Source organism: Streptomyces sp. NPDC050625 (genome assembly GCF_040654755.1).
GTDB lineage: Bacteria > Actinomycetota > Actinomycetes > Streptomycetales > Streptomycetaceae > Streptomyces.
In genome coordinates, this window is sequence record NZ_JBFAIQ010000001.1 from 449,572 (window position 1) to 462,259 (window position 12,688).

At 73.5% G+C, this 12,688-nt stretch carries 9 protein-coding genes; 6 read left to right on the forward strand and 3 right to left on the reverse strand.

What is annotated here, in order from left to right; genetic code table 11:
* The first annotated feature begins 27 nt into the window (after nt 1–27).
* Complete coding sequence (locus tag AB0I54_RS02130; protein ID WP_363293925.1) at nt 28–888, forward strand: serine protease; 861 nt, start codon at nt 28–30, stop codon at nt 886–888.
* Between the two features lie 28 nt (nt 889–916).
* Here AB0I54_RS02130 and AB0I54_RS02135 read toward each other — a convergent pair whose 3' ends face one another.
* Together AB0I54_RS02135 and AB0I54_RS02140 are read right to left on the reverse strand one after the other, a co-directional pair.
* Nucleotides 917–2,527: a D-aminoacylase gene (locus AB0I54_RS02135; RefSeq protein ID WP_363293926.1), complete on the reverse strand. Its 1,611-nt coding sequence runs from the start codon at nt 2,525–2,527 to the stop codon at nt 917–919.
* 13 nt (nt 2,528–2,540) lie between these two features.
* Nucleotides 2,541–3,806, reverse strand: coding sequence for an alanine racemase (locus tag AB0I54_RS02140; RefSeq protein ID WP_363293927.1), 1,266 nt, complete (start codon nt 3,804–3,806; stop codon nt 2,541–2,543).
* A gap of 178 nt (nt 3,807–3,984) precedes the next feature.
* Here AB0I54_RS02140 and AB0I54_RS02145 point away from each other — a divergent pair, with 178 nt between their 5' ends.
* The 4 genes from AB0I54_RS02145 to AB0I54_RS02160 are packed head-to-tail and all read left to right on the forward strand — an operon-like array spanning nt 3,985 to nt 10,310.
* Nucleotides 3,985–4,989 carry a sugar kinase gene (locus tag AB0I54_RS02145; protein ID WP_363293928.1) on the forward strand — a complete coding sequence of 335 codons (1,005 nt, stop codon included), beginning with the start codon at nt 3,985–3,987 and terminating at the stop codon, nt 4,987–4,989.
* Nucleotides 4,986–5,747, forward strand: coding sequence for an IclR family transcriptional regulator (locus AB0I54_RS02150; protein ID WP_363293929.1), 762 nt, complete (start codon nt 4,986–4,988; stop codon nt 5,745–5,747). The genes AB0I54_RS02145 and AB0I54_RS02150 overlap by 4 nt, the downstream gene beginning before the upstream one ends.
* The gene (locus tag AB0I54_RS02155; RefSeq protein ID WP_363293930.1) at nt 5,744–6,154 is read left to right on the forward strand and encodes a RidA family protein; all 411 of its coding nucleotides are present in this window, start codon (nt 5,744–5,746) and stop codon (nt 6,152–6,154) included. Before AB0I54_RS02150 ends, AB0I54_RS02155 begins: the two co-directional genes overlap by 4 nt.
* A gap of 22 nt (nt 6,155–6,176) precedes the next feature.
* Nucleotides 6,177–10,310, forward strand: coding sequence for a CHAT domain-containing protein (locus AB0I54_RS02160; protein ID WP_363293931.1), 4,134 nt, complete (start codon nt 6,177–6,179; stop codon nt 10,308–10,310).
* Here AB0I54_RS02160 and AB0I54_RS02165 read toward each other — a convergent pair.
* Nucleotides 10,291–12,093, reverse strand: coding sequence for a caspase family protein (locus AB0I54_RS02165; protein ID WP_363293932.1), 1,803 nt, complete (start codon nt 12,091–12,093; stop codon nt 10,291–10,293). The two genes, AB0I54_RS02160 and AB0I54_RS02165, sit on opposite strands and share 20 nt — an antisense overlap.
* Nucleotides 12,094–12,190: 97 nt before the next feature.
* On the opposite strand from AB0I54_RS02165, the gene AB0I54_RS02170 reads away from it, so the two are divergent.
* Nucleotides 12,191–12,655: a hypothetical protein gene (locus AB0I54_RS02170; protein ID WP_363293933.1), complete on the forward strand. Its 465-nt coding sequence runs from the start codon at nt 12,191–12,193 to the stop codon at nt 12,653–12,655.
* Nucleotides 12,656–12,688 lie beyond the last annotated feature (33 nt).

Below are 12,688 nucleotides of genomic sequence, written 5' to 3' on the forward strand. Positions count from 1 at the left end.
GCTCACGTCTGCAGAGGGGACCCCCACATGAACAAGCCTCTCCTTGCCGCGCTCGCCACCCTGGTGATCACCGGGGCGGGCATGGCACCCGCGGCGGCCGCCACGGCGACGCAGAAGACGGCCACGGAGACGAAGAGCGCGGCACCCACGCTCAAGGCCGTCAACTTCGCCGGCACCGTCTCGCTCAGCAACTGCTCCGGCTCCGTCATCCGCTTCCCGGCCTCCGCGGACAGCGACCCGGCGCTGGTCATGACCAACGGCCACTGCCTGGAGACCGGCTTCCCGTCGCCCGGCGAGGTCATCGTCGACCAGGCCTCCAGCCGCAGCTTCGGTCTGCTCAACGCGTCGGCCACGCGGGTCGCGACACTGCGCGCCAGCAAGGTCGCGTACTCGACGATGACCGACACGGACGTCACGATCTACCAGCTGACCCGGACGTACGCGCAGATCAAGAGCTCGTACGGGATCGACGCGCTGACGGTGCAGGACACGCACCCGACCGCCGGAACCGCCATCACCGTCGTCTCCGGCTACTGGAAGCGGACCTACGCCTGCAACATCGACGGGTTCGTCTACCGCCTCAAGGAGGGCAGCTGGACCTGGAAGGACTCGGTCCGCTACACCTCCGCCTGCCAGACCATCGGCGGCACCTCGGGGTCCCCGGTCATCGACAACGCCACCGGCAAGGTCGTCGCCGTCAACAACACCGGCAACGAGGACGGTCAGCGCTGCACCGACAACAACCCCTGCGAGGTCGACGCGAACGGCAACGTGACCGTCCGCTACGGCATCAACTACGCCCAGGAGACCTACAACATCCCGGCCTGCTTCACCACCGGCAACAAGCTGAACCTGAGCGCAAGCGGCTGCACGCTGCCCAAGCCGTAGCGGGGAGCGGGGAGCGGGGCGCGGGCGGTCACACCGGAGTCCGGCGGACCGCCCGCCCCGCCAGTATGTCCGTCCGGCGCCCGTCCTCGATCACGAACCGGCCGTCGACCAGGACGTGGGGAATGCCGGAGGGCAGCGCGCGCGGCTGCTCGAAGGTGGACCCCGCCGCGACCGTCTCCGGGTCGAACAGGACCAGGTCGGCGCGGTACCCCTCACGGACGAGCCCGCGGTCCGGCAGGCGCAGCCGGGCCGCGGGCCGTGCGGTGAGATGGGCGACGCACTCCTCCAGGGACAGCACGCCCAGCTCCCGCACATACCGGCCGAGGTAGTGCGGGAAGGCGCCGTACGCCCGGGGATGCGGCTTGGCGCCCTGGAGGATGCCGTCCGAGCCGCCGGTGTGCGCGCGGTGGCGCATGATCGCCCGGACGTTCTCCTCGTGGCCGACGTGATGCAGGACCGTCGAACCGAGCCGGTCCTCGACCAGCAGCCGGCGCGCGGTCGTCCAGGGGGCCTCGCCGCGCAGCTGCGCCGACTCCTCGACCGTACGGCCGACGTACTCCCCGAGCGCCGGGTCCGTCACGCCCGAGATCTCGATCGTGTCCCAGTCCACCGGCACGCCGTGGCAGCCGTCCGAGCCGACGGCCTCCAGGTGGTGCCGGATCCGCTCGGCGGCCGCCTCGTCGGCGAGCCGGGCGAGGACCGCCTCCGGGCCGCCCTCGCCCGCCCAGCTCGGCAGCAGCGCGGCGAGCGTCGTGCAGCCGGGCGTGTAGGGATACGTGTCGAGGCTGATGTCGGCACCGGCGGCCAGGGCGTCGTCGAGCAGCGCGAGCAGTTCGGGCGCCCTTCCCTCATTGACGCCGAAGTTCATGGTGGCGTGGGTGAGATGCAGCGGGCAACCGGCCTGCCGGGCCAGCTCCACCATCTCCGCGTACGCCTCCAGGGCGCCCGCGCCGTACGAGCGGTGGTGCGGGCAGTAGTAGCCGCCGTAGGACGCCACCACCCGGCACAGCTCGGTCAGTTCGCTGTCCCTGGCGTACATGCCCGGCGTGTAGGTGAGCCCGGACGACATGCCGACCGCGCCCTGTGCCATGCCCTCGGCGACCAGCTGCCGCATCCGGTCCAGCTCCTCGGGCGTGGCCTCACGGTCCTCCCAGCCGACGGCGAGCGCGCGGACCGTGCCCTGGGGGACGAGATAGGCCGCGTTGACCGCGATTCCGCGGTCGAGCCGGTCCAGGTACTCGCCCACCGACCGCCAGTCGAAGTCGACGTCCTCGCCGTACCCGTTCCAGCCGGCGACCGCCCGGCGCATCTCGTCGAGCGTACGGTCGTCGACCGGCGCGTACGACAGCCCGTCCTGGCCGAGCACCTCCAGCGTCACGCCCTGCGCCGCCTTGGCGCTGTGGTCGGGGTCGCGCAGCAGGGCGAGGTCGCTGTGGGCGTGCATGTCGATGAAGCCGGGGGCCAGGACCAGGCCCTCGGCGTCCAGCTCCCGCATGGCCTGGGGGCGCTGACAGCCCGCGGCCGCCGCCTCCTTGACGATCGAGACGACACGGCCGTCGTCGATCACCACATCGGCGCGGTACGAGGGCTCCCCGCTGCCGTCCACCACGTCCGCGTCCCGGACGACGAGCTGCTCCACGAGCGGTGACCTCCTAGAAGAACGTACGGATGTAGTCGACGACCGTCCCGTCCGCCTCGGCCAGCGGGATCAGCTGCCACTTGTCGAAGGACGTGCAGGGGTGGGACAGGCCGATGCCCAGCCAGTCGCCGACCTCGACGTCCGCCTCCGGTCCGGTGCGCAGCCACAGGTGCTGGTCGGACAGGGCGGTCACCTCGATCCCGGCCGCCGGGCGCTCGACACCGTCCCTGCGTACCACCTGGGCGACCGGCAGGTCGAGGTCGTGGGCGGCGTCCCGCTTGCCCGCGTTGACGAACGCCTCGCTCGCCGACGGGCGGGACACCACCTGCGCCCACAGCCGGAACGCGGGCTCCAGGGCGCCCTCCTCGGGCACCCGGTTGAACGGGGTCTGCCTGCGGTAGTGCACGTCGTCGTGCGAGACGTAGGCGCCAGAGCGCAGCAACTTCAGCACCGGCAGGGAGAGTTGGGGGATCTCGGCGAAGACGTCGGCGACCGCGTCGAACCACTCGCTGCCGCCCGCGCTCACCACGATCTCGTCCGCCCGCGCGAACCGCCCCGCCTTGTCGAACTCCACGGCGATCCCGGTCAGCCGGCGCAGCCACGCCCGCACCGGGTCCACCGCGGCGCCGGGGACCTGGGCCTCGTAGCCCGCCACGCCCACCAGGCGCAGCGTCCGCGCGCCCGCCACCGCGTCCGCGACCGCCGCGCAATCCGCGTCCGTGCGCGTGCCGGTGCGGGCACCCTCGCCCGCGCCCAGCTCGACGACGACGTCCACCGGACGGGCCGCGCCGCGCAGGGCCGCGTCCATCAGTTCCACCCCGCGCACGGAGTCGACGTAGCAGATGAAGCGGAACGACGGGTCGGCGTCCAGCTCGGCGGAGATCCAGCGCAGCGCCGCCGTGTCCACCAGCTCGTTGGCGAGGAACACCCGCTCGATCCCGAACGCCCGTGCCACCCGCACCTGGTGCGGGAGCGCGAGCGTGATGCCCCAGGCGCCGTGCTCGATTTGGCGCCGGAAGAGCTGCGGGGCCATGGAGGTCTTGCCGTGCGGGGCGAAGGCGAGGTGGTGCCGGGCCGCGTAGGTCTCCATCAGCCTCAGATTGTGTTCCAGGCGCTCGGCGGACAGGGCGAGGACGGGCGTGGTGAAGCCGTCGGTGAAGAGGTTGCGCCGCTCGGCCGCGAGCTCGCCGACGGTCAGGCCGTCGGCGTCCGGGGGAAGGCCCTTGAAGCGGTGGTCGACGCGTTCCTCGGCCAGCCGGGCGAGCGCTTCGGTGCTCATGGAGCCTCCCTCTCAGGGTGGTTGCAACATATGCAACGTTCATTGCGTATGGCGCTGATCGGTGTCTAGCATCTCGCCGACAACCGGGTCAACGGAGCCGCCGCGGCCCGTACATCGACAGGAGTCAGGAGCCATCATCCTGGACGCTACTGACGACACGGCTGTCGCCCCCGCCGTCGTGGACGTCGTCGCGCTCGGCGAGTCCATGGTCACGTTCCTGCCCACCCGGCCCGGCCGCCTCGCCGACGTCCCCGCCTTCGACCGCGCCATCGGCGGCGCCGAGTCCAACGTGGTCTGCGTCCTGGCCGCCGCCGGACATCCGGCGCGCTGGGTGAGCCGGGTCGGGTCGGACGGCTTCGGCGACCACCTCGTCGAGACGATCGGGGCGTACGGCGTCGACGTCGCCTCCGTGCGGCGCGACCCGGAGCGGCCCACGGGCCTCTACTTCCGCACGGCAGGCGACCGGGCGGCCGGCGACCACGAGGTGGCGTACTACCGCGCCGGATCGGCGGCCTCGGCGATGGCTCCGGGGAACGTGGACCTGGCGGCGGTGCGCGCGGCGCGCGTGCTGCACCTGACCGGCATCACCGCCGCGCTCTCCGCCGACTGCCTGGAACTGGTACGGGCGCTCACCGCCCCCGGTGCCGGGCGGCCGCTGGTCTCCTTCGACGTCAACCACCGGCCGGGACTGTGGCCGGACGGCACCGGCGCGCGGGTCCTCCTCGATCTGGCCCGCGGGGCCGACATCGTGTTCGTGGGCGAGGACGAGGCGGCCCAGCTGTGGGGCCTGGACGGCCCCGACGCCATCCGCACGGCCCTGCCCGCTCCCACGGTGCTGGTCGTCAAGCAGGGCGGTGCCGGAGCGACCGTCCACGACCAGGACAGAGTCGCCTTCGTCCCCGCCCTCTCCGTCGACGTCGTGGCCGCCGTCGGCGCCGGCGACGCCTTCGCCGCGGGCTTCCTCTCCGCCACCCTGCGCGGACTGCCCGTACGCGACCGCCTGCGGCACGGCCACCTCATGGCCGCCGCCGCGCTCACCGTGCCCGGCGACCTCGCCGCACCCCCCTCCCGCGACCACGCCGACCGGCTCGCCGCCCTGGACGAGGAGTCGTGGGGGAGACTTCGACTCGGCCCCGGCTGGACGCGGGCCGACCGGGCCCCGGAGGAGGCGATCACCCCATGAGCCAGACCGTCGACCGCGCGCTGAGCATCCTGCCGCTGCTCGCCGAGGGCCCCGCCGACCTCGGCCGGGTCGCCGACCGGCTCGGCGTGCACAAGTCCACCGCGCTGCGGCTGCTGCGCACCCTGCACGAGCACGGCCTCGTCTACCGCCAGTCCGACCAGCGCTACCGCCTCGGCGCCCGCCTCTTCGCCCTCGCCCAGGAGGCGATGGAGAACCTCGACGTCCGCGAGATCGCCCACCCCCACCTCGTCCGCCTCAACGAGCAGTGCGGACACACCGTCCATCTCGCGGTGTACGAGGAGAACGAGGTGCTCTACCTCGACAAGGTCGAGAGCCGCTACCCCGTGCGCATGTACTCACGGATCGGCAAGCCCGTCGCCATCACCGTCGCGGCCGTGGCCAAGCTGCTGCTCGCCGATCTGCCCGAACCCGAGCGCCGCGCGGTCGCGGAGCGGCTCGAATACCCCATGTACACGGCCCGCTCGACACCCAACGCCCCCGCCTACCTACGGGAGTTGGACAAGGTGCGCGAACAGGGCTGGGCCACCGACCTCGGCGGCCACGAGGAGTCCATCAACTGTGTCGCGGCCCCCGTCCGGGGCGCCGACGGCCGGGTGGTCGCCGCGATGTCGCTCTCCGCGCCGAACGTCGTCGTCACCGCCGAGGAAATCCTCACCCTGCTCCCGCTGGTGCGTCGTACCGCGGACGCGATCAGCGGCGAATACTCCGGCAGAACTCCGGTAAAGGACCCCGTATGACGGACAAGATCGCACTCAACCCGAAGACCCACAACACCCCTCCGGCCAAGTTCTCCTTCGGTGTGCGCAAGGGCAACATCCTCCAGGTGGCCGGTCAGGTCGGCTTCCTCCCGGCCGAGGAGGGCAGGCCCCCGACGCCCGCCGGGCCCAGCCTGCGCGAGCAGACCCTCCAGACCTTCGCCAACGTCGAGGCGGTCCTTCGGGAGGGCGGCGCGAGCTGGGACGACGTGATGATGCTCCGCGTCTATCTGACGGACACGGCGCACTTCGCGGAGATGAACGAGATCTACGATGCCTACTTCGAGGAGCAGGGGCTCACCCAGCCTCCGGCCGCTCGTACGACGGTGTACGTCGGTCTCCCCAAGGGCCTGCTGATCGAGATCGACGCCCTGGCCGTACTGGGCTGACCGTCCGGGCAGGATGGGCCCTGTGACCGACGACCTCCTCGAAGAACTGGCCGCCGAGCGCGACCAAGTGCTCGACGCGCTGGCCCAGTTGTCCTCCGGCGACCCGGACGCGCCCGGCATGTGCGGATACGCGGGCGAGTTGAGCCACCGGCTGTATCTGCTGCGCGCCCGGGGCGCCGACGACGAGGAATTCGCCCTGGCCGCCGACGCGTTCGAGCACGCCTTCCGCAATCCCGGCGCGGAGCCGGTGTGGTCGGCCTGGCGGATCCGCTTCGGGCACCTGCGGGCCGTGCAGTACGAGGAGGAGGGGGAGCGCCGACTCCTCGACGAGGGCTGGGAGTTGCTGCGGGCCGGGGTCGACGGGCTGGCGGCCGACGACCCCGACTTCGGCAACGAGCGGGCGTGGGGCCGGTATCTGCTCGCCGTCTGCGCCAAGACCCGCTACCTCGCCGCCCCGGACCGGGACGCCCTCGACGAGGCCCTGCGCCGCCACGCCGACGCGCTGGACGACGTGGCACCGGACGGGGAGGAGGAGGCCGACCTGCGGACGGCACTGGGCTTCCTCCAGCTGCAACGGGCCCGCCGGTACGGCGACCTGGAAGCCGCCGCCGAGTCGGCCGCGCACTACCGCGCCGTACTCGGCACGGCCGGGCCCCAGGACCTCCCGCACATCCGCTACAGCATGGGCCTCGCCACGATGCTGCACGGCCGGGCCACCGGCGACCAGCAGGAGCTGGAGACGGCCCGGGACGCCTTCGACACGGCCCTCACCGAGGCCCGCAGGGCGGGCGGCCCCGAGCCCGACTGGGCCTTCGAGGCCGAGGTCAACGCCATCTTCGTACGCGCCGTGATCTGGTCCACCTGGAAGGACGTCGGGCACGCCCTCGCCGCCGAGGTCGAACTGCGCCGGCTGCTCGACCGTCCCGGCGCCGAGGCCCAGTTGCTGCCCCAGTACCTCGACGCGTTCGGACGGCTGCTGTACGAGCGGGCCGCCGAACGCGACGACGCCGAGGGCCGGGACCGCGGGATCGCGCTGGTACGGCGGTCCGTGACCGAGTGGGACCCGGACCGCGACGGCGAGGTCGCGCCCGCCGCCCTGTTCCTCGCCCTCCTCCAGCAGGCCCGCTACCACGACGACCCGGACCCGCGCCGGGCCCAGGACGTCCTGGAGGCCGCCGGACGGCTCCTGGACGGACAGCACGGCAACCACGAACTGACGCAGTCGGCCCTCATGCTGGACGGCTGGGCCCGCTTCACCCTCGCCGAGCACGGACTCCTCGCCCGGACCGACGACGGACTCCCGGAGGGCCTCGACGCGGAGGCGTTCCGCGGAACCGTCGACACGATGCTCGACGACCTGCGCGAGGGACGCGCCTTCCTCGACTTCGGCGAGGAGGAATTCCTGCGCGGCATGGAACGGGACGTGACCGGCCGCAAACGCCGTATCGAGGGCTTCGAGAAGGCCCTCGCCCAGCTGCGCGCCGCCGAACCGGGCAGCGCGGGCCGGGCCCAGCTCGCCGCGATGATGCTGTGCAACCTCACCGTCGTCGACCCGGAGGGCACCTACATCACCGTCGAACACCGGCGGGAGCTGACCGAGGCGGTGCTCGAACGCGCCGAGCGGGACCCGGCCTGGCGCGGACAGGCACACGTCGTCGCCGGCATGGCCCGGCTGCACGAGGAGACGACCGTCGGCACCGGCGCGGGCCTCGACGAGGTGCTCGCCCACTTCGACCGGGCGCAGGAGGCAGGTGTCCCGGAGGCCGACGGCCACGGCGGCTACGGCCTCGCCATGGCCCGGCTCATGGCACAGACCCAGCGCGGCCAGACCGGCGGCGCCGCCGACGACATGGAGGCGGGCGCCCGGACCTGGCGCCGGCTGCGCGACGACCCCGCCCTGCCCGGGCATCTGCGCCGCATGATGGACCTCCAGCAGGCCGGCTTCGACGCGCACACCGCCATCCAGCGCGGCGACCTGGCCGCCGCCGACCGGCACATCGCCGCGCTCACCGAGGGCCACGCCGCCATGAGCGAGGAGGACCCCTCCCGCATCGAGATCTACACCGCGCTGGAGAACGCCCGTGCCGCCCGCGACAACCTCGCCCGCACCCTCGGCGCCCCGCCCCTGCCACCGCTCCCCGGCCGCCCCGGCGCGGCCGAACTGCGCCGCCAGGCCCGCAGACTGCCCCGCGACCACCGCGCCTGGGTGCTCGGCGACTCCGGCATCACCCGCTTCACCCGGGCCGGGGCCGCCATGGACGGACCCGGCATCGCGGAGGCGATCGGCCTGCTCAAGGAGGCCCACGAGCTGTCCGAGCCGGGCAGCGACAGCCGCCTCAGATACGGCCACTGCCTCGGCATCGCCCACTGCGCCCTGTCCGGCCTGGAGTTCGACCGCGTCCGCCGTCGAGAGCGGCTGGCCCGGGGCATCGAACTCCTGGAGCGCGGGTTCGCCGAGGCGGGCGGGCCCGAACACCGCCTGTACGCCGAGATCGGCCTCGCGCTCGCCCGTGCCCACCGCACCCGCGACGACCTCCACCGCCGCGACCGCGCCACCGCCCGCACCCTCGGCCTGACGTCCCTGCGCGGCCACGCCTGGGCCGCACTGCTCCAGTCCGGCACCGACCACGCCGCCCTCGCGGCCGCCCACGCCACCCGCTCGGCGCTGGAGGTGGCCGGCTGGTGCCTCAAGGACGACCGCCCCGAGGAGGCGCTCCAGGCCCTCGACGCCTGCCGCGGCCTGGTCCTGCACGCCGCGCTGACCTCCACCACCGTGCCCGACCTCCTCACCACGGCGGGCCGGGCCGACCTCGCCGAGGAATGGCGGGCCACGGGCGCGGACGCCGCCGACCGGCCGACCGACCCGCTGACGGCCGTCCGCGCGCCCCTCGCCGTCCCCAGCACCCTGCGCCGCCGCGTCCTCACCGCGCTCACCGACACCGAGTCCGGCGCCCCCCTCGCGGCCCGGCTCCTCGACCCGCCCGCCCCCGACGAGATCGCCGAGGCCCTGCGCGCCCTCGCCAAGGACGCGCTGGTCTACCTGGTCCCGTCCTCCGACGACGCGCCCGGCACCGCCCTGGTCGTCACCTCCAACGGCACGGTGCACGCCATACCCCTGCCGACGCTCACGGAGGACGCGGCACCGCTGAAGGAGTACGCCCCCGCGGGCGCCCTCACCCGCGACCTCGGCCCGGTCCCCGGCTCCGCGTTCTCCGCGGCCCCGCCCTCCCTGCGCAAACAGCTCGACCGCCTGTGCGGCTGGGCCTGGTACGCCGCCGTGCGCCCGCTCCTCGAGGCCTTCGAGATGCCGCGGGGCCGGCTGCCCCGGCTCGTCCTCGTCCCCATGGGGACGCTCGGCCTGGTCCCCTGGCACGCCGCGTGGGAGGCGGGCGGCCCGCGCGGGCGCCAGTACGCCCTCCAGGCCGCCGAGATCTCCTACGCCGCCTCCGCCCGGCTCCTGTGCCAGGTGGCCGCCCGCCCCGCCACCGACCACACCGGCGGGGCGCTGGTCGTCGGCAACCCCACCGGCGACCTCCACTACGCGGGCGAGGAGGCCGACGCCGTCCAGCGCGCGTTCTACCCCCGGGGCCGCTTCCTCGGCCGCCGCGGGACCGGCCCGGCGGACGGCACGGGCACCCCGGGCGAGGTGCTGGACTGGCTGCGCGAGGGCGCCGACGGGGGAGTGCTGCACCTCGCCTGCCACGCCTCCGTCGCCGCGAACGCCCGCCGCAGCTCGTATCTCTCCCTCAGCGACGGCCAGTTGGCGGCCGAGGAGATCACCGGCGCGGGTGCCGGGGACGGCGGCGGCCCGGCCCTCGTCCTGCTGGCGGCCTGCCGCAGCCATGTCTCCGGCCGCGGCCACAACGAGGCCTACAGCCTCGCCACCGCCTTCCTCGTCGCGGGCGCCCGCTCGGTCGTCGGCTCACTGTGGCCGGTCCCCGACGAGGCGACCTCGGTGCTGATGTTCCTCACCCACCACTTCCTGCGCACCCACGGCGAACCCCCGGCCAAGGCCCTGCGCCGGGCCCAGCTGTGGATGCTCAACCCCGACCGCGAACTGCCCGCCGAACTCCCTCCGGCCCTGGCCGACCGCGCCCGCCGGATCGACCCGCACGACCTGAGCGCGTGGGCGGGGTTCACCCACCTGGGCCGCTGATGGGCTGGGGCACGAGTGTGCGCAGGGGGAGGGTGACGGCGGTCCAGCGGCCGGGCCCTGTCCCGGGGACCGGCCCCAGGTCGCGGACGCCGGAGGGGGTCCAGGGATCCCAGGTAGGCAGTTGGAACGGAAGCGTGTTCAACTCCCCTTCCGCGACGATCAGCTTGAGCCAGTCCCGCCCCTCGGCCCCGGGCACGGCCGCACGGCCGCGCGGCAACGACAGCTGTACGGGCTCGCCGTCCAGCGCGTACCCCGTACGCCCGGGGCCGATGAAGTGCCCGGGATACAGGAGGGAATGGCAGGCGTAGCCCTCGGTCAGGTCCAGCAGCAGGCACCACAGCGTGCGGTCGGGGGAGCTGTTGTGCAGCCGGATCGAGATCCAGGGCGCCTGCCCGTCCGTGTACGGACAGACGATATCCCCGGCGGCATCACGTCGCAGTGGCTCGTCGGAGCCCCAGGGAGTGATCTCCACCCGTACCAGTTCGTCGAGCAGCGAGGGCCGCGGAGCCATGTCGCGCAGCTGGTGCCAGCGGGTGAGGTGCGTCAGACAGTCCACGACCCGTCGCGCGTCCGCACCGCCACCGTACGGCAGAGGCTCGCTGAACGGCGTGCCGTCGCGCCGCAGCACCGCGGCCGCACCGTCCCGTACCCGTACCCGGAAGTGCAGATCACCAGCTTCTTCGGGCCCGTCCACGCATCGCACCAGCGGCGCATCCGAGAGGGCTTCGGTCAGTTCCCGTGCGTCCGCGGCGGACCCGTCGACCGCCACCGTCCCGGGCGGCAGCGCGACCGCCGAGAGTTCCACCGGATAGACCCGCTCCCGCTCCGGGACCCACCCGACGGGCGTGACCAGCGTCCGGCCCACCCCCACTTCCCACGCCCGTACGACGGATCTTCCGTCCACCACCGCGAACTCCGTCCCCCGTGCCCCCGCACCGTGCACGCTGCCGCAGTCCACCTCCCAGCCGTCCGGCCCGTGGCTCAGCAGATGCGGACTCGGCACCCTGCCCGCCCCGCCTCCCAGGAACGGCCGGTCCGCCGCGCCGCCCGGCAGATCCGGGTACAGCACCGGCCGCTGCCCGCTGCCGAGTCGCTGCACCCCCACCGCGGCCGTCGCCAGGAGTTCCCGGCAGGTGGCGTCGTCCCCGGCGGCGCGCGCCGCGCCGACCAGCGCGCGCGTGAACGCACCCTGCCGCACCCCGTCGAACCAGCCCTCGAACGACTGCTGGTCGAGCCGGCACGCGGCCAGCAGCAGATGCCGGGCAGTGGTGTGGGACCCCTGCGTGTCACGTGCCTCCAAGTCCCAGGCGGGCAACGGCGGTGCGTACCGCGCCGTCAACTCCGCGTCGCGCGAGGCACCCCCGGAATGACAACAGTCCAACACCGCCACCACCTGCGCACCCCCGGCCGCGACCGTGTCGAGCAGGGCGCCCAGCCGCTTGTCCAGCAGCGGGCCGTCCACGCAGACCAGGGCCTGGTTGAGCCCCGTCGCCTCGATCAGCAGGTCGTCGCCGGTGGCCTCCCGCTGGGTGCCGTGCCCGGAGAACCACAGCAGCGCGGTGTCCCCGTCGCCCGCCGCGCCCAGGTGCCGTACGACCGCGTCCGTCACCGCGTCGACCGTCGCCTCGTCGTCCAACAGGACCATGACGTCGGCCCGTTCGCCCGCGAGGTCGGTCAGCAGCCGGTGTGCCGCGGCAATGTCGTTGGCGCAGCCACCCAGTGGTGTCGCCACGGATTCCGGATAGTCGTCGACCCCGACCAGGAGCGCCTTGATCCTTCCCATGAGTTCGAGTGTGTCAATTGCGCTTCGAGCTCGCACTCTTGACGTGACGTCACTAAACTTTGCTCCTGGTAACACCACCCATGACATCGGGGGACACATGGGGTACACCGAACGTCCGCGACGTATCGTGCGGCCCACGCTCGGCACCGGCCAGTCGCACGCGTCCGCCGCGCCCGCCGCTCCCGCGCCCGGCATCGCGCGCCGCGAACTCTACGGGCCACGCTCCGCACCACTGCTGGAGGCCGTGCGCCGGCTCGACGCGGGGCTGGACGAGCAGGCGAGCCGCTCGCTGGCGGACTGGGTCCGGGAGCAGTACACGACGTCGTACGGCTCGGTGCCGCTCGGATTCGTCGCGCGCTGCTATCTGGGCCCGCCGTACGTCGACCACCAGCTCAACCTGTTCCACGTCATCGTGCGGCACTTCGCCCCGGCCGAGCAGATGCCCGAGCCGTTCTCGGCGGCCCGGATGCTCGCCCGCTCGGGCGGCTACGCCTACGTCGAGGTGTACGCCGACGGCCTGGTCCTGCCCGTACTGGACGACGGCACGGTCGTACGGCCCTGAGCCGGCGCCGCCCCCACGCTCCACACCCCCAGA